The organism is Streptomyces similanensis (genome assembly GCF_039543625.1).
Lineage (GTDB): Bacteria > Actinomycetota > Actinomycetes > Streptomycetales > Streptomycetaceae > Streptomyces > Streptomyces similanensis.
This window is the reverse complement of the sequence record NZ_BAABKC010000060.1, coordinates 18,259-41,975: the sequence shown is the minus strand read 5'-3', so window position 1 is coordinate 41,975 and position 23,717 is coordinate 18,259. Positions and strand designations below refer to the sequence as shown.

At 74.1% G+C, this 23,717-nt stretch carries 16 protein-coding genes; 12 read left to right on the top strand and 4 right to left on the bottom strand.

What is annotated here, in order from left to right:
- Window positions 1-67 precede the first annotated feature (67 nt).
- Together ABEB07_RS21245 and ABEB07_RS21240 are read left to right on the top strand one after the other, a co-directional pair.
- Window positions 68-2,728, top strand: a complete 2,661-nt coding sequence (locus tag ABEB07_RS21245) for an AfsR/SARP family transcriptional regulator (RefSeq protein WP_345669815.1) — start codon at window positions 68-70, stop codon at window positions 2,726-2,728.
- Between the two features lie 116 nt (window positions 2,729-2,844).
- Window positions 2,845-3,606 (top strand): DUF4232 domain-containing protein, encoded by a 762-nt coding sequence (locus ABEB07_RS21240; protein ID WP_345669813.1) that lies wholly within the window; start codon window positions 2,845-2,847, stop codon window positions 3,604-3,606.
- A 159-nt stretch (window positions 3,607-3,765) separates the two neighbouring features.
- Here the strand turns inward: ABEB07_RS21240 and ABEB07_RS21235 are convergent, their stop codons facing one another.
- On the bottom strand, window positions 3,766-4,677 hold the full coding sequence (locus ABEB07_RS21235) for a LysR family transcriptional regulator (protein WP_345669812.1): 912 nt from the start codon (window positions 4,675-4,677) through the stop codon (window positions 3,766-3,768).
- Window positions 4,678-4,775: 98 nt separating this feature from the next.
- Between ABEB07_RS21235 and ABEB07_RS21230 the strand changes: the two genes are divergently transcribed.
- Window positions 4,776-5,606 (top strand): oxidoreductase, encoded by an 831-nt coding sequence (locus tag ABEB07_RS21230; protein WP_345669811.1) that lies wholly within the window; start codon window positions 4,776-4,778, stop codon window positions 5,604-5,606.
- Between the two features lie 39 nt (window positions 5,607-5,645).
- Here the strand turns inward: ABEB07_RS21230 and ABEB07_RS21225 are convergent, their stop codons facing one another.
- Complete coding sequence (locus ABEB07_RS21225) at window positions 5,646-6,752, bottom strand: pyridoxal-phosphate dependent enzyme (RefSeq protein WP_345669810.1); 1,107 nt, start codon at window positions 6,750-6,752, stop codon at window positions 5,646-5,648.
- Between the two features lie 322 nt (window positions 6,753-7,074).
- Here ABEB07_RS21225 and ABEB07_RS21220 point away from each other — a divergent pair, with 322 nt between their 5' ends.
- The 5 genes from ABEB07_RS21220 (at window position 7,075) to ABEB07_RS21200 (ending at window position 12,530) form a co-directional block, all read left to right on the top strand.
- A complete protein-coding gene (locus tag ABEB07_RS21220; RefSeq protein WP_164589487.1) occupies window positions 7,075-7,827 on the top strand; it encodes a GntR family transcriptional regulator in 753 nt (250 codons plus the stop codon).
- Between the two features lie 402 nt (window positions 7,828-8,229).
- The gene (locus ABEB07_RS21215; protein ID WP_176150357.1) at window positions 8,230-8,421 is read left to right on the top strand and encodes an SPOR domain-containing protein; all 192 of its coding nucleotides are present in this window, start codon (window positions 8,230-8,232) and stop codon (window positions 8,419-8,421) included.
- A 90-nt stretch (window positions 8,422-8,511) separates the two neighbouring features.
- Window positions 8,512-8,940, top strand: coding sequence for a (deoxy)nucleoside triphosphate pyrophosphohydrolase (locus ABEB07_RS21210; protein WP_345669809.1), 429 nt, complete (start codon window positions 8,512-8,514; stop codon window positions 8,938-8,940).
- Between the two features lie 167 nt (window positions 8,941-9,107).
- Complete coding sequence (locus tag ABEB07_RS21205) at window positions 9,108-9,554, top strand: ATP-binding protein (RefSeq protein WP_176152107.1); 447 nt, start codon at window positions 9,108-9,110, stop codon at window positions 9,552-9,554.
- 306 nt (window positions 9,555-9,860) lie between these two features.
- Entirely contained in the window at window positions 9,861-12,530 is a 2,670-nt protein-coding gene (locus ABEB07_RS21200) for a SpoIIE family protein phosphatase (protein ID WP_345669808.1), read from the top strand.
- 526 nt (window positions 12,531-13,056) lie between these two features.
- Here ABEB07_RS21200 and ABEB07_RS21195 read toward each other — a convergent pair.
- A complete protein-coding gene (locus ABEB07_RS21195) occupies window positions 13,057-14,535 on the bottom strand; it encodes a hypothetical protein (RefSeq protein WP_345669807.1) in 1,479 nt (492 codons plus the stop codon).
- A gap of 527 nt (window positions 14,536-15,062) precedes the next feature.
- On the opposite strand from ABEB07_RS21195, the gene ABEB07_RS21190 reads away from it, so the two are divergent.
- The 3 genes from ABEB07_RS21190 (at window position 15,063) to ABEB07_RS21180 (ending at window position 19,211) form a co-directional block, all read left to right on the top strand.
- Window positions 15,063-16,253: a glycoside hydrolase family 18 protein gene (locus ABEB07_RS21190; protein ID WP_345669806.1), complete on the top strand. Its 1,191-nt coding sequence runs from the start codon at window positions 15,063-15,065 to the stop codon at window positions 16,251-16,253.
- A gap of 62 nt (window positions 16,254-16,315) precedes the next feature.
- The gene (locus ABEB07_RS21185; RefSeq protein ID WP_345669805.1) at window positions 16,316-16,645 is read left to right on the top strand and encodes a hypothetical protein; all 330 of its coding nucleotides are present in this window, start codon (window positions 16,316-16,318) and stop codon (window positions 16,643-16,645) included.
- A 319-nt stretch (window positions 16,646-16,964) separates the two neighbouring features.
- Complete coding sequence (locus tag ABEB07_RS21180; protein WP_345669804.1) at window positions 16,965-19,211, top strand: ABC transporter family substrate-binding protein; 2,247 nt, start codon at window positions 16,965-16,967, stop codon at window positions 19,209-19,211.
- A gap of 138 nt (window positions 19,212-19,349) precedes the next feature.
- Here ABEB07_RS21180 and typA read toward each other — a convergent pair whose 3' ends face one another.
- A complete protein-coding gene (gene typA, locus ABEB07_RS21175) occupies window positions 19,350-21,257 on the bottom strand; it encodes a translational GTPase TypA (RefSeq protein WP_164584568.1) in 1,908 nt (635 codons plus the stop codon).
- Between the two features lie 794 nt (window positions 21,258-22,051).
- Between typA and ABEB07_RS21170 the strand changes: the two genes are divergently transcribed.
- Window positions 22,052-23,698, top strand: coding sequence for a peptide ABC transporter substrate-binding protein (locus ABEB07_RS21170; protein ID WP_345669802.1), 1,647 nt, complete (start codon window positions 22,052-22,054; stop codon window positions 23,696-23,698).
- The last annotated feature ends 19 nt before the right edge of the window (window positions 23,699-23,717 follow it).

Here is a 23,717-nt window from a genome sequence, read left to right as displayed (position 1 = left end):
GCCACAGGCCGCGATTACTCCGCGTATCCTCAGCTCGGGACTGGGGCGCTCATCGGGGAGGCAGGACGTGGAGTTCCGGTTGCTCGGGTCCGTGGCGGTGGTCACGGAGAGCGGGGACGTGCCGCTCGGTCCCGTCAAGCGGGCGACGCTGCTGGCCGTGCTGCTGCTGCGGCCCAACACCCCGGTGAGCGTCGACCGGCTCACCGAGGCCCTGTGGGAGCACGAGCCGCCGCTCCACTTCAAGACGGTGGTCCAGGGCCACGTCTCCCGGCTGCGCGCCCTGCTCGCCGAGCACGGTGCGCGGGAGTACGGCGTCGAGCTGGCCACCCACGGGGCGGCGTACGAACTCCAGATGCCCGAGTCGCTGGCGGACGCGCACCGCTTCGAGGAGCTGGTCGGCCTCGCCCGGGTGCAGCGCCGGCCCGCCGACACCGTGCGGATGCTGCGCGAGGCGCTGGCCTGCTGGCAGGGGCCCGCGCTCACCGGGACCGTGCGCAGCGGTCCGCTGGAGGCGGCGGCGGCCGGTCTGGAGGACCTGCGGCTGTCCGCCGTGGAGGCGCTGGCACAGGCGTACGGGCAGCTCGGCGAGCACGGCCGGGCCGCCGCCGTCCTGCGCACCGAGGCCGTGGCGCACCCGCTGCGCGAGTCGCTGGCCGCCGCGCTGATGCTGGCGCTGGGCCGGTCCGGGCGGCAGTCGGACGCCCTCAACTGGTACCACCGCACCCGCCGGCTGCTCAGCGAGGAACTCGGCGTCGACCCCGGCGACGCCCTGACCGACGCCTACGCCACCCTGCTCAAGGCCGCCGAGCCCGCCGAGTCCGCCGTGACGCCCGCCCCGCAGGCCCCGCCGGCCGCCGAGACGTCCGTACCCGAGCTGCTGCCCCGCCCGCCGCGCGGCTTCACCGGGCGGCGGGCCGAACTGGCCGCGCTCACGGCGGCCGTGGACGGCGCCGACGCGCCGGTCTGCCTGGTCACCGGGCCGGCCGGGGTCGGCAAGACGGCGTTCGCCCTGCACTGGGCCTACCAGCGGCGCGCCGACTTCCCCGACGGCCGTCTCTTCGCCGATCTGCGCGGCTTCAGCGACACCCCGGCGCCCGACGCCGGGACCGTGCTGCGGGAGTTCCTGCTCGCCCTCGGCGTGCCCGCGCCGCGCGTCCCGGAGACCGCCGCCGCGCGCGGGGCGCTGTTCCGGTCGCTGACCGAGGGCCGCAGGCTGCTCGTCGTCCTCGACAACGCCCGCTCCTCCGAACAGGTCCGCCCGCTGCTGCCCGGCGGCGACCACTGCGCCACGCTGGTCACCAGCCGGGATCGGCTCGGCGGCCTGGTCGCCTCCGACGCGGCCCGCCCGGTGCCGCTCGGACACCTCCCGGCGGCGGACTCGGCGGCGCTGCTGGCCAGCGTGCTGGGCGAGGACCGCGTCGCCGCCGAACCCGCGGCGGCCGAGCGGCTGGCCGGGCTGTGCGACGGACTGCCGCTCGCCCTGCGGGTGACCGCCGCCCGGCTGGCCGGCCGGCCGCAGTGGACCCTGGCCGCGATGGGGCACGAACTCGCCGACGAGCAGGGCCGGCTGGCGCTGCTGAACGTCGAGGACACCGGCGTCTCCGCGGCTCTGCGCCTGACCGTGCAGCAACTGCCCGAGCCCGCCGCCCGGATGTTCCGCGCGCTCGGCCTGCACACCGGCTCCGACCTGGACCGGTTCGCGGCGAGCGCGCTCGCCGGCACCACCCCCGCGCAGGCCTCCGCCGATCTGGACCGGCTGGCCGCCGCCCATCTGCTCACCGAGTCCGTGCCCGGCCGCTGGACGCCCCACGACCTGGTCCGGCTGTACGCGCGCCACCTCGCCCCGCAGGCCGACCCGGAGGGCCTGCGCCGCCTCCTGGACCACTACCTCTACACGGGCCTGGCCGCCGACGCGGCCGCCGAACCCGGCTCCCAGCCCTGCTACTCGCTGCCCGCCGACGCCCATCGCCCGGCCTCCACACGGGAGTTCGAGGACCGGTCCGCAGCGTTCGCCTGGTACGAGGCGGAGCGCCCCGCGCTGGAGGGTGCGGTCGCCGCGGCCGCGGCCCTGGGCCTGCACGACCGGGCCTGGCGACTGGCGCTGGTGCAGTGGCCGTTGATGCTGTGGCGGATCACCGACGGCTGGACCCCGCTGCTGGAGGCCGGCCTCGCCTCGGCCGAACACGTGGGCGACCTGGACGCGCAGTCGCGCACCTGCGCGCTGCTCGGCTGGATCCTGCACGAGGAGGGCCGCGACACCGAGGCCCTGGTCCACCTGGAGCGGGCGCCCGCGCTGGCGGCCGGCGCCGGTGACGCGATCAGCGAGGCGATCGCCCACGTCAACCTCGGCGCCGTCCTGGGCGGCATGGGGCAGACCGGGCGGGCCGGGGAGCTGATGTCCCGGGCGGTCGCCCTCGCCGACCGCACCGGCCACCCCGCCACCCAGGTCCTGGCCCTCCAGCACCTGGCCCGGCACTGCCTGACCTCCGGCCAGTACGCGGCGGCCCTCGCGCACACCGCGCGCGCCGCCCCACTCGTCTCGCCGCACGCCGCGGTCGGCCGGGCCGAACTCCAGATCCTGCGCGGGGAGGCGCTGGCCGGGCTCGGCCGGGTCGCGGAGGCCGCCGACCAGTTCCGCTCGGCCACCCGGGCCGCCGACGCGGCCGGTTTCACCGAGGGCTCGGAGCGGGCCGCGCAGCTGCTGTCCCGGCTGGCAGCGGGGCGTTAGCGGGACGTAAGCGGGACGCCAGCGGCGGTGCGGAAGCTGGTGGCCGGCATCAGGAAACGGTGCCGGCCACGACCGCTTCACCACCGCCACGGGGGAGAACCACCATGCGCATCACCATGCGAACCACCACGCGCGACCACCGCAAGCACACCGTCCTGGCCGCCGCGGCCGTCGCCGCCCTCTCGCTGGGCCTGACCGCGTGCGGCGGCGGCGACGGGACCGGCACCAAGGACGAGGGCGCCGCCGCGTCGTCGCGGAACGCCACCGCCGTCAAGCCCGACGCCACCTCGAAGAGCGACGGCGGCGCGAAGAGCGACGGCGCCGCCTCCGACGGCTCCGGCACGGCCAAGGGCGGGACCGCCGCGCAGACCGCGGTCAAGAGCAAGGCCGGCGGCAGCGGCACCGCCGCGGGCGGCTCCGACGGCTCCGGCAAGTCCTCCGCGTCCGCCCCCGCCTGCGCCTACGGCGACGTGCGGATCACGGTGCAGAAGGCCGACGAGACGCCCACCGAACACGTGGTGCTGACCGCGAAGAACATCTCCGGCCACTCCTGCCGCCTGCTCCAGTACCCGCTGATCGCCTTCGGCCCGATCCAGACCGCCAAGGACATCCCGGCGGTCGCCAAGAGCAAGCCCGAGGCGCCGGTCGTCCTGGCGCCGGGCGCCCCGGCGTACGCCAACGTCCGGATCGCCAACGGCGGCGTGCACGAGGACAACAAGGTCGTCACCTCCTTCACCGTCAACCTCTTCGCCCCCGACGGCCCGGCCGAGGGCAGCGTCGACGTGAAGGCCCCGGCCGGCGGACTCGCGGTCGACGAGGCGGTCGCCAAGACCGGCTACTGGACGGAAGAACTGCGCAACGGCGCCGACGAGTTCTGACCTCCCCTCGCCCGAGGGTCCGGCTCCCCCAGCCGGTCCTCGGCGCGGGGCGGACAGGAAGGCCCCGCCGGTTCGGCGGGGCCTTCCTGATGCGGTACCAGGACTGCGGTACCAGGACCGAGGCCCTCCGGGGCGGGGGTGCCGGGCCCGGTGGAGCGGTCACCTGCCGTCCGTGGCCAGCCGGCAGGCCTCCGCGTACGCCCGCACCAGCGGCCGCCGGGCGTGCTCGCGGCGCCAGGCCAGCGCGTACCGGCTCGGTCCCAGACCGCGCACCGGCCGGGCGCTCACCCCGCCGAGGCTGATCAGCGGGACGTTGCCGGCCGCGACCAGAACCACGCCGAGCCCCGCCACCAGCGCCTCGTACGTCTCCTCGGTGCTCGCCACCTCGGCGCCGATCACGGGCTCGGCGCCGCCGCGGGCGTCCAGGGCGAGCCAGTGGTCGCGCAGCGGGCCGGCGGTCCGGGGCAGCGCGAGGAACGGCTCGGCGGCCAGGTCGGCGAAGTCGATCTCCGCGCGGGCGGCCAGCGGATGCGTGTCCGCCAGCGCCACCAGCCGCGGTTCCTCGGCGACCACCGTCCAGTCGTAGTCCCCGGCGCCGGGCAGCGGCAGCCACACGAAGGCGACGTCCGCCGTGCCGTCCGCCAGGCCCGCCGTCGGGTCGTCCCAGCTCGCCTGGCGCAACCGCACCGACGCCTCGGGCTCGGCGGCCGTGAACCGGGACCGGATCGCCGGCAGCAGCCCGCCGCGTCCGGGGCTGGTGCTCATCCCCACCACCAGCGTGCCCCGCTGGGCCGCCCTGGCCTCGGCCACCGCAGCCGCGCCGCCGTCCCAGTCGGCCAGCACCCGGCGCGCGTGCGGCAGCAGCGCCGCGCCCGCCTCGGTGAGCGCCGTGCCCCGCGGGGTGCGCCGGAACAGCTCCACGCCCAACTGCCGCTCCAGCGCGCGGATCTGCTTGCTCAGCGCGGGCTGGGACACGTACAGCCGCTGCGCCGCGCGGGTGAAGTGCAGCTCCTCGGCCACCGTGGCGAAGTAGCGCAGCTCCCGTAGGTGCACGTCCGTCGTCATAGCCATCGGTTATCACACCGGGTCTTGGACGGACCACCCCCGCCGGCCGCAGAGTTGAGCCCGACGACGCGACCACGAGAGCACGAGAGCCTCCAGGAGGGGTCATGAACAAGGTGTGGCTGATCACCGGCGCGAGCAGCGGTTTCGGACGGGCGATCACCGAGGCCGCCCTCGCCGCCGGTGACGTGGTGGTGGGCGCCGTCCGGCGCACCGAAGACCTGGACGACCTGGTGGCCGCCCACCCCGACCAGGTGGAGGCGCTGCGCCTGGACGTGACCGACACGGCCGCCGCCGAGACCGCCGTACGGGACGTGCTGGCCCGGCACGGGCGGATCGACGTCCTGGTCAACAACGCGGGCCGCACCCATGTGGGGGCGTTCGAGGAGACCACCGAGCAGGAGCTGCGCGATCTGTTCGACGTGCACGTGTTCGGTCCGGCGGCGCTGACCCGCGCGGTGCTGCCGTCCATGCGCGCGCGGCGCTCGGGGGCGATCGTGCAGATGAGCAGCATGGGCGGGCAGCTGTCCTTCGCGGGCTTCGCGGCCTACAGCGCGACGAAGTTCGCCCTGGAGGGACTGTCGGAGGCGCTCGCGGACGAGGTCGAGGAGTACGGCGTGAAGGTGCTGATCGTGGAGCCGGGGGCCTTCCGCACCTCGCTGTTCGGCACGGGCCGGGCCGGGGTCAGCGCGGACAGCGGCGTGTACGCCAAGGTGGCCGGGACCCGCGCCGCGGTGGCGGGCGGCGACGGCGGCCAGCCGGGCGACCCCGCGAAGGCGGCGGCGCTCGTCCTGGCCGCCCTGGACGCGCCGGACACCCCGCTGCGGCTGCCGCTGGGCGACGACGCGGTCACCGCCGTCCTCGGCCATCTCGACCAGGTGCGCGCCGAGGTCGCCGCCTGGGAGAAGCGCGGCCGCGCCACCGCGTTCGAGGACTGAGCCGCGCGCCCTCCCGAGCCGAACGCGCCCCGGGAGGTGCTACGCGCGGGCGAGGCCCGACTTCAGGCCGGCCCCGCACAGCGGCACCACCGCCGACTTCCCGGCCAGGGCGCCCTCCCGTACGGCGGCCCAGCAGGCCACGCCGGTCGACTCCACGAACAGGCCGCGCGAGGCCAGGTCCAGCTGGGCGTGGCGGATCTGGTCCTCGGTCACCGTCAGGAAGGTGCCGCCCGAGTCGCGTACCGCGCGCAGGATCTGGCGGGCGCGGGGCGGGCGCGGGATGGCGATGCCCTCGGCGAGGGTGGGTGAGACGGCAGTCGTCCCGGTGAGGTCGTCGGCGCCCTGGGCGAACGCCTCGGCCAGCGGCGCGACCGCCGCCGCCTGCACCGCCCACAGCGCCGGGCGCCGGTCCAGCAGCCCGGCCCCGTACAGCTCGGCGATGGCCAGGGCCGCGCCGAGCAGCAGGGTGCCGTTGCCCACCGGCAGGACGAGGACGTCGGGCAGGCGCCCGCCGAGGTCCTCCCACAGCTCGTGGACGTAGGTCTTGGTGCCGTGCAGGAAGTAGGGGTTGTAGACGTGCGAGGCGTAGAAGGTGTCCGGTGCGTCCGCCGCCCGCCGGGCCGCGGCCGCCGCCGCCTCGCGGCCGCCGTCCACCACCTCCACCCGCGCCCCGTGCGCCTCGATCTGCTCCAGCTTCTTCGTGGCTGTACCCAGTGGTACGTACACCGTGCAGGGCAGCCGTCCGCGGGCGCAGTACGCCGCCACCGAGGTGCCCGCGTTGCCGCTGCTGTCGGCGACCACCCGGCGGGGCTCGGCGCGCAGCGCGAGTTCGGCCAGCAGCACCGCGCCCCGGTCCTTGAAGGACAGCGTCGGCATCAGGTAGTCGAGCTTGGCCGAGATCTCGTCCGTCAGCGGCGCCAGCGGGGTGCGGCCCTCGCCGAGCGAGACCGTGGGCGCGGCCAGCGGCAGCGTCTCGGCGTACCGCCACAGGGAGTTGACGCGTCCGGTGAGGGACTTCAGGGGCGCCGGGGTGGGCGCGAAGTCGAGGTCCAGGGGGCCGTGGCAGGAGGGGCAGCACCAGGCCAGCGAGGCGCCGGGGATGCGGACGCCGTCGGTGGGGCAGTAGCGGTCCGGCAGAGGTGTCATGATCGCAGGTTAAGCCCCGGACGGCCGCGCGTCCCCGGTCACCGGACGCGCGGTTCCGGGTGGTGCGGCGGTGCGGAAGGCCGGGTCCGGAGCGGGGGTGGCCGGAAGAGAGCCGGGCTGGAGCCGGGGTGAAGCCGGGATGGGGCCGGGGCGGTGCGGGGCGGCCGAGGTGTGACGGGCGTCATAGCGGGGAGGAACCGCCTGGGTAAGGCCCGCCGTCGGCGGACGTCATCACATCGAGTGATTCTCTGGCCTTTGCTTGCAAGTTACAACCTACGGTTGCCAGGCTGTTGCTGTCTGTAGAACCTGATGGGAGTGGCCAGTGACTTTCGGTGAGCAGCCGGCGTATCTGCGTGTCGCGGGTGACCTCCGCAAAAAGATCGTCGACGGTCAGCTGCCGCCGCACACCCGACTGCCTTCCCAGGCGAGGATCCGGGAGGAGTACGGCGTCTCGGACACCGTCGCCCTGGAGGCGCGCAAGGTGCTGATGGCGGAGGGCCTGGTCGAGGGCCGCTCCGGCTCCGGGACCTACGTGCGCGAGCGGCCCGTGCCGCGCCGGGTGGCCCGCTCCGGATTCCGGCCGGCCGGCGGGGCGACCCCGTTCCGGCAGGAGCAGGCGGCGGTCGAGGCGCGCGGCACCTGGGAGTCCCGGAGCGCGCAGACCGAGGCCGGCGGCGTCATCGCGGAGCGGCTCGGCATCAAGCCCGGCGACCGTGTGATGCGCACGAAGTACGTCTACCGGGACGCGGGCGAGGCGATGATGCTCTCCACCTCCTGGGAGCCGCTCGCCCTCACCGGCCGTACGCCGGTGATGCTGCCCGAGGAGGGGCCGCTGGGCGGCATGGGCGTGGTGGAGCGGATGCGCGCCATCGACGTCGTCGTGGACAACGTCACCGAGGAGGTCGGCGCCCGGCCCGGCCTCGCCGAGGAACTGCACACCCTCGGGGGCGTCCCCGGCCATGTCGTCGTGGTCGTCCAGCGCACCTTCTACGCCTCCGGCCGGGCCGTGGAGACGGCCGACGTGGTGATCCCCGCCGATCGTTACCGGGTGGCCTACCACCTGCCCGTCAAGTAACCGCGCCCCGGCCGCGGGGTCGGACCGCCGGGGCGGCGCGTGCGCTGGTGCGCGCCCCCTCGGGCGGTCACGGCCTGCCCCGCCCGGCTCCCGGGCGCCGGACCGGCGCTGTATTCCGGCCGTTCTCCCAGGTCGACCCCGTCCCGTGCGGTGCGTCCCGTACATCACACACCCACGCCAGATGCGGCGCGTTCAGCTGTGTGCGCCCCTGGGTTACTGGCCGGTTGGCTACCTCTTTGTGAAAAGCCGTGTTCGCTGCGTAAAGGTAGGGCGTAGGCTCGGGCATATGCGAACTGCGGTTTCCCTCGACGTGCGGCGCGCGACGCGGGGGCGGACGCCGATCGCGGGCGCGGGCTCCGGAGCGCGAAGGCGCACCGGGGCGGGAAGGAGCAGTGGGGCGGGATGAACGACAGCACGATCACTCTTCCCTGGCTCGTCGTCCGGCAGGACGACAACGGCAATCGCTACCGCGTGGGCAGGTACGCCACCCGCGCGGAGGCCGAGGAGATCGCCGACAGCCTCGACAGCCGCGGCCACAAGCAGCTGTATTGGGTGGAGTGTCTGGAGGACGGCGGGACGGCCGGCGGCGGCTGACCCCGACGTTCCGCTTTTCCGCGGGTGAGCGGTGCCGCTCCGAGCTGGCCGCGGCGCCGAGCCGGGGCGTGCTCCCGTAGGCTCCGGCGCATGAGTGAACGGATCGTGGTGGTGGGGGCCGCCCTGGTGGACGGCGGGCGGCTGCTCGCCGCGCGCCGCAGCGCCCCGCCCGAGCTGGCCGGCCGGTGGGAGCTGCCCGGCGGGAAGGTCGAGCCCGGCGAGCGCCCCGAGGCCGCCCTCGTCCGCGAACTGCGCGAGGAACTCGGCGTCGACGCCGAGGTCGCCGAGCGGGTTCCGGGCAGCTGGCCGCTGCGGCCGCCCTACGAACTGCGGGTGTGGACCGCGCGCCTGTGCCCCGGCTCCGCCGCCCCGAAAGCCCTTCAGGACCACGACGAACTGCGCTGGCTGGCGCCGGCCGAGGTCTGGTCCGTCCCCTGGCTCGACCAGGACGTCCCCGCGGTGCGCGCCGCCCTCGCCCGTCTCCCGGCAGCCCCGCCGCCCGCGGCCGGGGACGCCTGACCCCGCGCCCGGCTGAAGCCGCCGGGCCGCCGCGTCCCCTCGGTCCAGCCCCTCCTGTGCGCCGTTCGCAGCACAGGGAGGCGCCGCAGGCGTTAGGGGACGGCGCCGGACGGTACTGCGGGCGGGATACCGGGTAGGGGGCAGTTAATCGTATGAAATGGGACGTGATGGGCTCCCTGTCCTGGGAAGTGATCGGCGTGATCGACACCGAAGGCGACTGCGCCGAGTGGACGTTCCCCGCGGACCCCGGCGCGGTGCGCACGGCGCGCGCCGCCGTCCGCGGCCAGTTGCGCACCTGGGAACTGGACAGCGTCGGCGACACCGCCGTCCTGCTGGTGAGCGAACTGGTCACCAACTCCCTGCGGCACGCCACCGGACCGATCGGCCTGCGCCTGGTGCGTCCGGCCGGACTGCCGGACGTGCTGCTGGTCGAGGTCTCCGACCCGCTGCCCGACCCGCCCCGCGAACGCGCCGCCCGCCCCGACGACGAGAGCGGACGCGGCCTGCAGCTGGTGGCGTCCTCCTCCCGCCGCTGGGGCACCCGCCCCGCCGAGGCCGGCAAGACCGTCTGGTTCGAACTGGCGGTGCCCGACGGGCACGAGGGCCGTACGTGACGGACCGTGATGATCGTCGCCGACCGCCGGACGGCCGTCCCCGACCGGAGTGCGGCGATTCCCGCCCGTACGGGCCGTCCGGGACCGCCGCCGGTGACGGTCGGCGATGACGATTGACCGCCACGGGGTTCGACGGGCTGTCGCCTGGTTAGAAGACTGGTGTGTTGTCGCAGGCCGGACCGAAACGCATCGGGATGGTCCTGTGATCGTGAACACCGTGTCGCGCGGCGCCGTAGTGCTGGATACTGCGGGCAGCCGCCTCCGGTGACCGGTGCCGGATGCGGTGAGCTGGAGGGGACGGTTCGCGTGAGCGAGATACCAGCGAAGGCCACGGAGTCCGAGGACCCGTCGGACGGCGCGATGAAGAGGTCCACGGGCGAGGGCTCCCACGAAGGGGCGCCGCCCGTGGACGCGATGTGGCAGAGCAACCCGCCCGGCTCCATCTACGACTACATCAAGGTCGCCTCGTTCTCCATCGGCCCCGACGGTCATGTGGACCAGTGGAGCCTGCGCGCCGAGCAGTTGTTCGGGATCCCGGCCGAGCGTGCCGTCGGCATGGACCCCATCGACGCGTTCATCGACTCCGATCTGCGCGAACAGGGCCAGCGCAAGATGGCCGAGATCCTCGACGGACGGGAATGGACCGGTGTGGTCCCCTTCCGCCTGCCGGTCCCGGCCGGCCGCGCGCCCGGCGACGGCGCGGCGGGCGACGACCTCGGCGGCCCCGTCCGCGGCCCCGGGCCGCGCGTGGTGCGCGGGCTCGCCGAGGTGTACGTCATGCCGACCCGCACCGCGGAGGGCGACAAGGCCGCCGTCTGCATCGTCGTCGACGTCCGCACCCTGCGCAGCATCGAGACCGACCTCGCCGCCTCGCAGGCGATTTTCGGCCAATCGCCGTTCGGTTTCCTGCTGCTGGACCCCGACCTCCGGATCCGCCGCGCCAACCAGCGGTTCGCCTCCATCTTCGGCGGCCGCCCCGACGACCACCGCGGCAAGGGCGTCCCCGACTACCTGCCGCGCGCCGAGGGCGAACGGGTCACGGCCATCCTGCGCCGGGTCCTGGAGACCGGCGACTCCATCACCGACATGCACGTCACCGGGTTCGTGCCCGGCTCCGACGAGCGGCGCCACTGGTCCATCAACCTCTACCGCGTGCACAGCGGCACCGGCCGCCCCATCGGCATCGCCTGGCTCGGCACCGACATCACCGCCCGCCGCGCCGCCGCCCGCGAGGCCGCCGCCGCCCGGCGCAACCTCGCCCTGCTCAACGAGGCCGGCGCCCGCATCGGCAACTCCCTGGACCTGGAGACCACCGCCCGCGAACTGCTCGACGTCGTGGTCCCCGGCTTCTGCGACCTGGCCACCGTCGACCTCTACCAGGGCCTGCTGGCCGGCGACGAGGCGCCGCCCGGACTCGCCGACGGCAGCGCCGAACTGCGCCGCGTCGCCTTCGCCAGCGCCGTCTCCGGGGCGCCCTTCCCCGGCTCCGGCGCGTACGTGGAGGTCGGCGCCGTCCACCACTTCGCCTTCAACTCCCGCTGCGCCGACGCCCTGCGCACCGCCCGCCCGCAACTCGTGCCCGGCGAGGAGGGCGGCCTGGTGCAGTCCACGCTCGCCGTCCCGATGGTCGCCCACGACACCGTCGTCGGGCTGGCGCAGTTCGCGCGGACCAAGGGCAGCGAACCGTTCGGCGACCGGGACCGCGACCTCGCCGTGGAACTCGCCGCCCGCGCCGCCGTCTGCATCGACAACGCCCGCCTCTACCGGCGCGAGCACGAGCGGGCGCTGATCCTCCAGCGGTCCCTGCTCCCGCCCGGCGACCCGGAGGCGTCCGGGCTCGACATCGCCTGCCGCTACCTGCCCGGCAACGCGGCCACCGGCCGGCCCAGCGAGGTCGGCGGCGACTGGTTCGACGTCATCGAACTGCCGGGACACCGCACCGCGCTGGTCGTCGGCGACGTCATGGGCCGCGGCCTGCGCGCCGCCGTCGCGATGGGCGAACTGCGCACCGCCGTGCGCACCCTCGCCCTGCTCGACCTCGAACCCGCCGAAGTGCTCTCCCAGTTGGACGAGATCGCCCGCGGCCTCGGCGCGCCCGGAGGTATCCAGCAGGCCACCCGGGCGGCCCGCCGCCCCCGCGAGGCCGACCTCTCCGAGGTCTACCTCGCCACCTGCGTCTACGCCGTCTACGACTCCGTCACCCGCAGGTGCACCTTCGCCAACGCCGGCCACCTGCCGCCGGTCCTGGTCGAACCCGGCGAGAGCGCGCTGATGCTGGACGTGCCGCCCGGGCTGCCGCTCGGCGTCGGCGGCGAGCCCTTCGAGGAGGTCGAGGTCGAACTCCCCGAGGGCGCGCTGCTCGCCCTCTACACCGACGGCCTGGTCGAGTCCCGCGACCACCCGCTGGACGAGGGTCTCCAGGCGTTCGTCGGGGCGCTCACCGACCAGAACCGGCCACTGGAGGACGTCTGCGACCACGTCCTCAACACCCTCGGCAGCCACCACGGCGAGGACGACATCGCGCTGCTGATGGCCCGGGTGCAGGGGCTGCCCGCCGAGTCCGTCGGCGACTGGACCCTGCCGCGCGAGCCCCGCAGCGTCGGCCGCGCCCGTGAGTACGCCCGCTCCCAGCTGCTCGCCTGGGACCTGGAACCGCTGGTCGACACCGCCGAACTCCTGGTCAGCGAACTGGTCACCAACGCCCTGCGCTACGGCGAGGGCGAGATCAGGCTCCGGCTGCTGCTGGACCGCACACTGGTGTGCGAGGTGTGGGACTCCGGGCTGGTGCAGCCGCGCCGCCGCCGCGCCCGCGACACCGACGAGGGCGGCCGCGGCCTCCAGCTGGTCGGCCTGCTCAGCGCCGCCTGGGGCTCACGGCGCACCCCGCGCGGCAAGACGGTGTGGTTCGAACTCCCGCTGCCCGACGGCGAGAACGGCCTGATGGACCCGGCGGAGGCCCTGCTGAGCCTGTTCTGACCCACCCGCCCCGCGCTACTGCCCACCTGCGCCGCGACCTGCCTACGCTGCTGGCCGCCTGCGCTGCTGCACGCCTGCGCGGCTGGCCGCCCACGTTGCGACCCGCCCGCCCCGTGTCACTGCCTGCCCGCGCCGCGACCTGCCTGCGCTGCTGGCCGCCCGTGTCACTGCCCGCCCGGCCGCGCTGCTGCCCGTCCGTGCCGCGACCTGCCTGCGCTGCTGGCCGCCTGCCTGCGCTGTTAGCCCCACGGCCCGTGTTACTGCCCGCCCGCGCTGCGACCTGCCTGCGCTGCCGCGCGCCTGCGTCGCGACCCGCTTGCGCTGCTGGCCGCACGCGTCGCGACCCGCGCCCCGTGTCACTGCCCGCCCGCGCTGCGGCCCGCCTGCGCTGCTGGCCGCCCGTGTCGCTGCCCGGCCGCCCGTGTCGCTGCCCGGCCGCCCGCGCCGCCGCCCGGCCGCGCCGGGCCACGACCCGCTCGCGCTGCCGCCCGGCCGCGTCGCCGCCCGCTCGCGTCGTCGGTCGGTCTCAGGCAGCGGACGCGGTGCGCCGGGTCCGGGTCGCGGGGCCGCCGAAGGCCGGGGGGACGCCGGTGGGCAGGCCGACGGGGAGCAGGATGCCGCCGAGGACCGCTCCGGCGGTGCCGCTCACCCGGGTGTCTGCCTCGGCGTACGGGTTGCCGTGGGCGCGGACGGCCTGCTCGGCCGCCGCCAGGGCCTCGCGGGCCAGCTCGTCGGCGCGCAGGTGGTCGGCGGGGGCCGGGGAGGCGAGGAGGCGCCGCGCCTCGGCGAGCAGGGTGCGGGGCGCGGCGCCCACCGCGCCCCGGTGGGTGGTGACGAAGCCGGCCGCGGCGTCGGTGGCGCAGCGGGCGGTGAGCAGGGCGGCGGCGGACAGCACACCGGTGCGGCCCAGGGCGAGCGGCGCGGCCGCCCGGACGATCCGGCGCAGCAGGTCCACCGGTTCGTACGGCCGCCCGGTGGCCGCATCCCCCGGCCCGGGGGCCAACTCGCCTCGTACGGAGGCCAGTACCGCGTCGGCGTGCAGCAGGCGGGCGCGCACCTCGCCGGGCGGTACGTCCGGGAGCCGGTCGGCCGCCCCGGCCCGTTCCGCCTCCGCTCCGGTGAGCGCGGCGGGGACGAGCGCGGCGGCCTCGTCCAGTACGGCGGCGAGGCGGTCGACGCCGTCCAGGAACACGGCCGCCTGCGCCACCGCGCCCTCGGCGGCGCGCAGATGGGCGACGGCGGCGGAGACGCGGCCCGAATCGCTCGCCTGGCGACCCTGGTTGAGGCGGAGGGCGGCGAACACGAGCCGGTCCTTGGCCTGTTCCACGTGGCCTGCGGTGTGCTCGGTCGCGGTGGGGGCGTAGCGCGCGGCGAGCGCGGCCAGCCGCGCCTGCGTCGTCGGCGTCCGGGCCGCCAGTTCGCGGAACCGCGCCTCCACCGGTTCCAGCGCCGCGCCCAGCGCGTCCGCCCCGCGGTCCAGGCCGCGCAGCTCGTCGAACCCGTCGGCCACGGCGTCCAGCAGCCGGCCCGCCTCCTCACATCGTCCGACCATGCCGGCCAGCGCCTGCCGCCGGGCCGCCGGGTCCGCGGGGACGCCGTGGTCGTAGCGGCGGCGCAGCGCGAAGGCGGCGGCGAGTTCGGTCTCGGCCTGCCGTACGGCGCGCGCGTACGGCTCGACGGCCTCGGCGTCGAACTCGGCCGCCGCGAAGGCGAGTTCCTCGCGGGAGGTCCGCACGCAGTCGTCGGCCGCCACGAGGCGGTCCCGGGCCTGCCTGTCGAGCCCGGCTCGCGGCGCCGGTCCGTACGACGGCGGGGCGGGGCCGCCGGCCGGGGCGGTACGGGCCCGGGCGCGGCGGGCGCGCCGCAGGCAGCCGTACCCGGTGAGGACGCCCGCCGCGCCGAGCGCCACGAGCGGCAGGACCAGGGCGGTGTCCGACGTCTCGTCCTGCGGGCCGGCCCGGGGCACCGCGGCGGCTGCAACCGCGGTGCCGGTGTTGATCGTCATCACCGGAAGCGTCGGCCCCACCAGCAACACGGCGCACGTCACCCGCGCCGGCCAGCGCGGAGCGGCGCGCCGCTGCCGGGGCGCCGGGGGCGGGGAGGACGTCACATTCGGGAGCGTATGACCGCCCGGGCGGCCCCGCGACCGGTGACGGCGCGGACGGTCCAGGCCGACACGGGAGGAAGGCGACGGGAATGAAACCCCCACCGAACGGAACACCGGACCCGCCCCCGCGGACACCGCCCACGACGCCGCCTCCGGAACCGGCCGAGGCGTCGCCCCCGGCCCCGGAGCCGGAGCGCCGCACAACCCCGACCCCTCCTGCGGACTCGGGTACGGCTCCGGGACCCGGCGCGGACCCGGGCCCCTCCCCGCGGCGACACGGCCCGGTCCCGGCCGCCGACCCCGTCGAGGAGCCGAACGCGACTCCGCCCCCCGGCCCGGCCGCGGAGCCGGGCACGGCTCCAGCCTCCGGTCCGGCCGCGGAGCCGGGCACGGCTCCAGCCTCCGGTCCGGCCGCGGAGCCGGGCGTGGCTCCAGCCTCCGGTCCGGCTGCGGCTCCGGCCGCCGGCCCGGCTGTGGCTCCGGACGCCGGCCCGGTCACCACCCCCGCCCCCGCCCCCGACGGAGACCCGGATGCCGGCCCAGGGCAGGAGGCGCCGCCAGGTGGAGGCGGGCGGCAGAGGGCCGGGGGTGCGGCCGGTGGGCGTAGGCGGTGGGGCCGGTGGGTGCGGCGGGGGGTGTTCGCGCTGGTGCTGGTGCTGGTCGTGCCGTTGCTCGTCGCCGAGGCCGCGCTGCGGGTGAACTACACGGGGGACCCCGCCGACGGGACGTACACCAGGGGGCAGGACGCGATCTGGCTCGGGCACGCCTGGGTGGACGGGCGCAAGTCCGCCGCCGACGTGGCGGCCCTGGCCGAGCGGCTGCGCCCGACCGGCATCCACGACCTGTACGTGCACACGGGCCCGCTGGAGCACGACGGAACGCTGCCCAAGGCGGTGTACCCGAAGGCGAGCTGGTTCATAGCCGCCGTGCACCGGGAGCTGCCCGGCGTGCGGGTGCAGGCCTGGCTCGGCGACGTGCTGGCCACCGAGTCCCCGGACGGGCTCCGGCTGGAGCGGGAACGGACGCGGACCGCCGTCGTGGCCTCCACCCGCGAGGTCCTGGCCGCCGGTTTCCAGGGCGCCCACTTCGACCTGGAGCCGCTGCACTCCGGCGACCGCGACTACCTCGCCCTCCTCGACGACCTGCGCGCCGTCACCCGCGCGCACGGCGCCCTGCTGTCCGTCGCCGCCCACCAGATCGACCCGCTGCCGTCCTTCCACTCGGTGTGGAAGACCCTCACCAACCACCCCAAGTGGTGGTCGCAGGCGTACTTCGGCGAGGTCGCCCGTCGCGTCGACCAGATCGCCGTGATGTCGTACGACACCATGCAGCCGCTTCAGAGCCTGTACGGCGGCTACGTCGCGCAGCAGACCTCGCTCGCCCTGGAGGTCACCCCGCCGGGCACCCAGCTGCTGATGGGCCTGCCCTTCTACCACGAGAACCGGTTCGGCCACTGGGCGCACGCGGAGACCGTGCCGGCCGCCGTCCGGGGCGTTCGCCTCGGCCTGTCCCGCACCGACGCCGGCCGCGCCCGCTTCGGGGTCGCCCTGTACGTCGACTTCGCGGCCACGGAGGCCGACTGGACCGCGTACCGCGAGGACTGGGTGCACCGCTAGGTCCCGCGCCGAGGGGTGCACCGGTGGTTCCCGGCGGGAGCGCGGGTGCCATCCTGACGGTCATGCACACGATCCTCGTGGTCCTCGCGGTGCTGGCCGTCGGCATGATGGTGGTGGCCGGCATCGCAGCCGTCACGACCGGCTGGATGCCGCCGCCGGCCCGGCGGCGCGTCCTGCGGCCGAAGCTGTGGGGGTACGCCCAGCTGATGGGCGCGGTCGGCGCCGTCCTGTGGCTGTTCCTGGGCGCGTTCCGCGGCAGACTGGGCCCGTGGCCGATCATCGGCTGGTGCCTCTTCATGGGCAGCCTGGGCGTCCAGACCCTGGCCCGCCGCCCCGGCCGCACCCCCGCTGGCACCCCCGATCACCCGTCCCCGACCCACCCCGCCGCCTGACCTCCGGGACCTCCTCACCTACGGGCCTCCCCGAGCCCGCGCCTACGGCTCTCCCGGCGCCCGCGCCTCCCGCTCCCCGCGCCCGCGCCCACGGCTCTCCTTGCCGCCCGCGCCTCCCGCTCCCCGCCCCCAGGTCGCCCCCTGCTCCGCCCGAGTGACCTTCGGCGGTCCCTCCGCCGTGTCGTCCCCGCCAGGCGAACCCTTTCCTCTTCAGTGGGCCGTAGATCCGCGTAGATCTGATCAACACCAAATACCGCCAATCGTGAACGGACCCCACCCAAGTCCACCGGCGGGGGAGCGGGCCTCGGAGGTAGCAGGGATGTCGTACGACGGTGTCGGACCACGGGCGGTCATGCGCTCGGTCGCCTTCCTGGCCGCGGGCGCTCTCGCCGTGCCCCTGCTGGCCGGCTGCGGCTCCGACGACGAGGGCAGCAAGCCGCTCGCCGGGCAGGACATCGGCGCCGCCCAGCGGACGGACATCGGCGACGGCGGCACCCTGCGCTGGGCCGTGGACGCGATGCCGCAGACGCTGAACACCTTCCAGGCGGACGCCGACGCGGGCACCACCCGGATCGCCCAGGCCGTCCTGCCCGCCATGTTCCGCATCGACGCCGCCGGCCGGCCGCAGCGCGACGCCGACTACCTCGACTCCGCCCGCGTGGTGGAGACCGAGCCCAAGCAGGTCGTCGTCTACCGGCTCAACCAGCAGGCCGTCTGGAGCGACGGCCGCGAGATCGGCGCCGCCGACTTCGCCGCCCAGTGGCGCGCCCTGTCCGGCAAGGACTCCGCGTACTGGACCGCGCGCAACGCCGGCTACGACCGCATCGAGAAGGTCGAGCGCGGCGCCAACGACCTGGAGGTCCGCGTCACCTTCGCCCGCCCCTACGCGGACTGGAGGTCGCTGTTCTCCCCGCTGTACCCCAAGGACGTCACCGGCAGCGCCAACTCCTTCAACGACGGCGCGCGCAAGAAGCTCAAGGTCAGCGCCGGGCCGTTCGCCGTGCAGAAGATCGACACCAAGGACAAGGACGTCGTCCTCGCCCGCAACCCCCGCTGGTGGGGCCACCCCGCCAAGCTCTCCGGGATCGTGCTGCACGAGGTGCCCCGCGACAAGCGGGCCGCGGCCCTGGCCGACGGCACGGTGGACGTGGCCGACGTCGACCCCGCCGACGCCGACCGCGTCGCCCGGGCGGCGGGCAGCCAGGGCAGCTCGCCGGTCACGGGCTCGGGCGGCCGCACCGCCGCCAAGGCGCTGCGCTCCTGGGCGCTGCTGCACGGCTCCGACGAGGAGGCCGCCGACCGTGAGCGCGGCGCCCTGGCGAAGGGCCGCGGCACGCTCGGCGCCTACCTCAGGCAGCAGGACGGACTGCGGCGGATCAAGGTCCGCAAGTCGCTGGAGCCCGCCTACACCCAGCTCGCCCTCAACGGCGCCGGCGGCCCGCTCGCCGACGAACGCGTCCGGCACGCCGTGGCGCACGCCCTGAACCGCCAGGAGATCGCCGACCTCGTCCTCAAGCCGCTCGGTCTGCCCGCCGTCCCGGTCGGCAGCCACCTCGCCCTGTCCGGCCAGGACGCCTACGCCGACAGCAGCGACGCGCTCGGCGGCCAGGACGCGGCCCAGGCGCAGGCGCTGCTCACCGACGCCGGCTGGGTGCACGGAGCGGTCAAGGACCAGAAGAAGGGCGACAAGGCGGCGGGCGCCGAACGCGACAAGGGCGGGGACGGCCCGGACGCCGCCGCCGGCGACGGCACCTACATCGTCGGCGTCGACGACGACGTGGAGCACAACGGCGACGGCAAGGGCCGCGCCGCGAGCGACGAGCACGGCCGCCAGGCCGGCCGGGAGAGCACCGAGGACCGCGCGGGGCAGCACGCCGGGGACGGCAGCGGCGCCCAGCAGCTCGCCCAGGACGGCCGGCAGTACGCCAGGGAGCACCTCACCCAGGGCGGCGCGCCCGGCGCCTACGCCCCCAAGGGCACCGCCGCGCCGGCCGGCGCCGTGGCCGGACCGCTGGCCAAGGACGGCAAGCCCCTCACGCTCCGCTTCGTGCTGCCCTCGGGCCCCGGCTCGGACACGCTGCGCAAGGTCGCCGACCGGATCACGGCCATGCTGAAAAAGGTCGGCATCACCACGGAGATCACCAAGGTCTCCGAGGACAGCTACTTCCGCGACCACATCGCCTCGGGGCAGTTCGACCTGGCCCTGTACTCCTGGCCGTCCTCCGCCTACCCGGCCACCGACGCCCGCCCCGTCTACGCCAAGCCGGTCCCGGCCGCCGACGGCTCCCTCAACGTCCAGCAGAACTACACCCGGGTCGGCACCGACCAGGTCGACCAGCTCTTCGACCAGGCCATCGCCACCCTGGACGAGGACGAGGAGCGCAGCCTGATCCGCAAGGCCGACTCCCGCATCTGGGCCGCGGCCGGTTCCATCCCGCTCTACCAGCGCCCCCAGCTCGTCGCCGCCCGCGCCGACCTGGCCAACGTGGGCGCCTTCGGCTTCCAGACGCCGGTCTACGAGGACATGGGCTTCCTGCGCAAGGGCGCGAAACCGGCGACGAAGTGAGCCCCCCACCCCTCCGTGAGCGCCCCGCCCCCGTGAGCCCCCCACCCCCATAAGCACCCCCGGACACGGCGAACGCCGCCCGCAGAGACTCGGAAGTCTCCCCGGGCGGCGTTCGCGTCACGCGGGAACGGCCGTGCGTCAGCCGTGCTTGGCACGGCTCGCGGCGCGGGCGCGCTCGCGGGCGTCCAGGTTGACCTTGCGGATGCGGACCGCCTCCGGGGTCACCTCCACGCACTCGTCGTCGCGGCAGAACTCCAGGGACTGCTCCAGGGAGAGCTTGCGCGGCGGGACGATCGCCTCGAACGAGTCGGCCGAGGACGACCGCATGTTGGTGAGCTTCTTCTCCTTGGTGATGTTGACGTCCATGTCGTCGGCGCGGGAGTTCTCGCCGACGATCATGCCCTCGTACACCTCGGTGCCCGGCTCCACGAAGAGCACGCCGCGCTCCTGGAGGTTCGTCATCGCGAAGGCGGTGACGGCGCCGGAGCGGTCGGCGACCAGGGAGCCGTTGTTGCGGGTCGTCAGGCTGCCGAACCAGGGCTCGAAGCCCTCGTGGATGGAGTGGCCGATGCCCGTGCCGCGGGTCTGGGTCAGGAACTCGGTACGGAAGCCGATCAGACCGCGCGAGGGGACGACGAACTCCATGCGCACCCAGCCCGAGCCGTGGTTGGACATGTTGTCCATCCGGCCCTTGCGCACGCCCATGAGCTGCGTGACCGCGCCCATGTGCTCCTCGGGCACGTCGATCGTCATGCGCTCGACCGGCTCGTGGACCTTGCCGTCGACGTCCTTGGTGACGACCTGCGGCTTGCCGACGGTCAGCTCGTAGCCCTCGCGCCGCATCTGCTCGACCAGGATGGCGAGCGCCAGCTCACCGCGGCCCTGCACCTCCCAGGCGTCGGGACGCTCGGTGTCCAGGACGCGCAGGGAGACGTTGCCGATCAGCTCGCGGTCGAGGCGGTCCTTGACCTGGCGGGCGGTGACCTTGCGGTCCTTGACGGCCGCCTTCGCGTCGGCGCCCTTGCCGGTGCCGCCGCGGCCGACCAGCGGGGAGGTGTTGGTGCCGATGGTCATGGAGATCGCGGGCTCGTCCACCGTGATCAGCGGCAGCGCGACCGGGTTCTCCGGGTCGGCCAGCGTCTCGCCGATCATGATGTCGGGGATGCCGGCGACGGCGCAGATGTCGCCCGGGCCGGCCTTCTCGGCGGGCTTGCGGGTGAGCGCCTCGGTCATCATCAGCTCGGAGATGCGCACGTTGCTGATCGAGCCGTCGCGCTTGATCCACGCGACCGTCTGGCCCTTGCGCAGCTCGCCCTGCTCCACGCGCAGCAGCGCGATACGGCCGAGGAAGTTGTCCGCGTCGAGGTTGGTGACGTGGGCCTGGAGCGGCAGCGCCTCGTCGTAGGTGGGGGCCGGGATGTGCTCCAGGATGGTGGAGAAGAACGGCTCCAGGCTGTCGCTGTCGGCCGGGACCGTGCCGTTGTCCGGCTTGGTCAGCGAGGCGATGCCGTCACGGCCGCAGGCGTAGACGATCGGGAACTCGATCTGCTCCTCGTCGGCGTCCAGGTCGAGGAAGAGGTCGTAGGTCTCGTTGACGACCTCGTCGATGCGCGAGTCCGGACGGTCCGTCTTGTTGATGCACAGGATGACGGGCAGTCGCTGCTGGAGGGCCTTGCGCAGCACGAAGCGGGTCTGCGGCAGCGGGCCCTCGGAGGCGTCGACGAGCAGCACGACGCCGTCCACCATCGACAGACCGCGCTCGACCTCGCCGCCGAAGTCGGCGTGGCCGGGGGTGTCGATGATGTTGATCGTGATGGGGTCCCCGCCGTCCTTGGGGTGATACTTCACCGCCGTGTTCTTGGCGAGGATCGTGATGCCCTTCTCACGCTCCAGGTCGTTCGAGTCCATCATGCGGTCGTCGACCGAGTCGAGCTGGTGCGCGGCGAAGGCGCCGGCCTGCTTCAGCATCCCGTCGACGATGGTCGTCTTGCCGTGGTCGACGTGGGCGACGATGGCTACGTTTCGAATGTCGTGGCGCGTGGCCATAGTGAGGCGTACTCCCGGAGTGTGCGGACGGCTGCGCGTACGTCCTCGGTACACGCGCCCTGCCGGGCAAACACGCCACGGCCTCACCCCATGGTACGGGGTGCCCCGCACGTGCCGCCTGCGCACGCCCCCCGGCCCGCTCCCGCCCCTGCCGGAGTCCCTTTCCCCGGTTCTCCGGGGGAGTGATCGCGGCCGCCTTCCTGGAGTGAGCGCGGCCTCCCTCTTATATGGCGCGATCACGACCGCCTTATGGACCCGTCGCCTCCGCGATGAGCGCCGGCCGGGGCGGAGACAGGGGCATAGAGGGTTTTCCCTAGGGAACAGGTGTGAGCCCCATGTATGGGCGCGCACGCGACATCGCGGCGGTACGGTTGGCCGGATATGGGCGACCTGAGGCAGTCATCTGCCCCGGTTTGCCCGGCTCACGCCGTCGAGGAAGCACTCTCCGTCGCCGAGCGCAACTGATATCACTTCAGCGTGTCCGCTATTCGGACACCGGACTCCGATACTTGTGTAACAAGTCCGTTTCGCAGGCATCTTTCGCGAAACCGTTTGTCCGGATTTTGGAAGAAGTAGACGTCAGGTGTGATCGAAACGAGACCAAATGACTGTGGTCTGTCAGTGAGGCGATGGCAGATAGTTAGGCGCGTAGAGCTCGGGTCGACGAGTCACGCGCCGCAGGAGGCGCCGACTCACGAGCGTTGCGGGTGCACTTGACCTTCCCCGTTCTTCGTGGCCGTGGGATGTCGTGTGTTCCCTCTTGTGGTGAACATAAGGACTCAGAGGAGGAACCCATGCGTGGTGCCAGCAGCGCCAAGTGGGTCGCGGGTGCGATCGTCATAGCTCTGGCGGCGACCGCCTGCGGAGGCGGCGACGACGATGGCGGCAGCAAGGGATCCGGCAAGGCCGGTGGCACCTTCCGGATGGGCATCACGGAGCCGGTGGCCATCGACCCGTACAACGCCCAGGAGTCCGAGGGCACCCTGGTCACGGACAACCTCTTCACGGGGCTGTACGAGCCGACCGCCGACGGCAAGGTCGACGCGGCGCTCGCCACGTCGAAGAAGGTCAGCAAGGACGGCAAGACCTGGACCTTCACCATCAAGAAGGGCACCAAGTTCTCCAACGGCGAGGCCGTTGACGCCGAGTCCTTCATCCGTGGCTGGAACCGCGTCGCGGTCAAGACGGCGGCGTCCGACGTGGCGTACCACATGGCCGGCATCGCGGGCTTCGCCGACGCGCAGTCCGGCAAGGCGACGACCATGTCCGGTCTGAGCGCCCCGGACCCGTACACCCTTCAGGTGAAGCTGTCCGCCCCGGACTTCGAGTTCTACATCAAGACCACGCACACGGTCTTCAGCCCCGTCCCGAAGGTCGCGGGCGACGCGAAGAACAAGGCGTACAACGAAGCCCCCATCGGCAACGGCCCGTTCAAGATGCAGGGCAAGTGGGAGCACAACAAGTCGATCACGCTCGTCCGCAACGACGACTACGGCCTGACCAAGGCCCACCTGGACAAGGTGCAGATCGACATCCTGAACTCCGCCAACGGCGTCACGCTGGAGTACCAGGGCTTCGAGTCGGGCCAGTACGACTGGGCCCGTATGCCCACCCCGCAGCTGCCGGCCGCCAAGGCCAAGTACGACCCGCAGGGCGAGTGGATCCAGCAGGACATGAGCGGCATGAACTACCTCATGCCGATCACCGACAACGGTCCGCTCAAGAACGTCAAGGCCCGTGAGGCGGTCTCCTACGCGATCGACCGCGACGCCATCATCAAGGGCGTCTTCCAGGGCATGTACACCAAGTCGACGACGATCCTGCCGCCCTCCTTCACGGACGTGTACCAGAAGGACCTGTGCACCTCCTGCATCAAGCAGGACAAGGCCAAGGCCAAGCAGCTCGCCGCCGAGGGCGGTCTGAAGCCGGGCACCACCATCGAGATCGCGTACAACACGGGCGCCGGTCACGAGGAGTGGGTCCAGGCCGTCAAGCAGCAGGTCGAGGACGTCCTCGGCGTCAAGGTGAAGTCGACCGGCAAGCCGTTCGCCGAGCTGCTCGCCGACCAGCAGAAGCCGGGCGCGACGGGCATGTACCGCTTCGCCTGGGGCGCCGACTACCCGACGCCGGACAACTTCCTGTACCCGCTGCTGGACACCGCGTCCATCAACAAGGACGCCAACGGCAAGGTCACCGGCGACAACCGGGCCCGCTACAGCAACAAGAAGTTCGACGACCTGCTCAGCCAGGCGCGCGGCACCGAGGACCAGGCCGGCCGCAACGCGATCTACAAGCAGGCCGAGAAGGTCGCCCTGGACGACATGGCCCTGATCCCGCTGTGGAACCGCACCCAGCTGCGTCTCGCCAACACCAAGAAGTACGCCGGTCTGAAGATGGACTTCCACGAGGACCCGAACCTCGCTGAGATCAGCATGAAGTAACGGGTTCGCCGCGCTCCGC

What these genes read in the sequence shown, in the direction of transcription:
- ABEB07_RS21240 (WP_345669813.1), top strand. Translation starts at nt 2,845, where the DNA reads ATGCGAACCACCACGCGCGACCACCGCAAGCACACCGTCCTGGCCGCC.
- ABEB07_RS21235 (WP_345669812.1), bottom strand. Translation starts at nt 4,677, where the DNA reads ATGGCTATGACGACGGACGTGCACCTACGGGAGCTGCGCTACTTCGCC.
- ABEB07_RS21230 (WP_345669811.1), top strand. Translation starts at nt 4,776, where the DNA reads ATGAACAAGGTGTGGCTGATCACCGGCGCGAGCAGCGGTTTCGGACGG.
- ABEB07_RS21225 (WP_345669810.1), bottom strand. Translation starts at nt 6,752, where the DNA reads ATGACACCTCTGCCGGACCGCTACTGCCCCACCGACGGCGTCCGCATC.
- ABEB07_RS21215 (WP_176150357.1), top strand. Translation starts at nt 8,230, where the DNA reads ATGAACGACAGCACGATCACTCTTCCCTGGCTCGTCGTCCGGCAGGAC.
- ABEB07_RS21210 (WP_345669809.1), top strand. Translation starts at nt 8,512, where the DNA reads ATGAGTGAACGGATCGTGGTGGTGGGGGCCGCCCTGGTGGACGGCGGG.
- ABEB07_RS21205 (WP_176152107.1), top strand. Translation starts at nt 9,108, where the DNA reads ATGGGCTCCCTGTCCTGGGAAGTGATCGGCGTGATCGACACCGAAGGC.
- ABEB07_RS21195 (WP_345669807.1), bottom strand. Translation starts at nt 14,535, where the DNA reads ATGACGATCAACACCGGCACCGCGGTTGCAGCCGCCGCGGTGCCCCGG.
- ABEB07_RS21185 (WP_345669805.1), top strand. Translation starts at nt 16,316, where the DNA reads ATGCACACGATCCTCGTGGTCCTCGCGGTGCTGGCCGTCGGCATGATG.
- ABEB07_RS21180 (WP_345669804.1), top strand. Translation starts at nt 16,965, where the DNA reads ATGTCGTACGACGGTGTCGGACCACGGGCGGTCATGCGCTCGGTCGCC.
- typA (WP_164584568.1), bottom strand. Translation starts at nt 21,257, where the DNA reads ATGGCCACGCGCCACGACATTCGAAACGTAGCCATCGTCGCCCACGTC.
- ABEB07_RS21170 (WP_345669802.1), top strand. Translation starts at nt 22,052, where the DNA reads ATGCGTGGTGCCAGCAGCGCCAAGTGGGTCGCGGGTGCGATCGTCATA.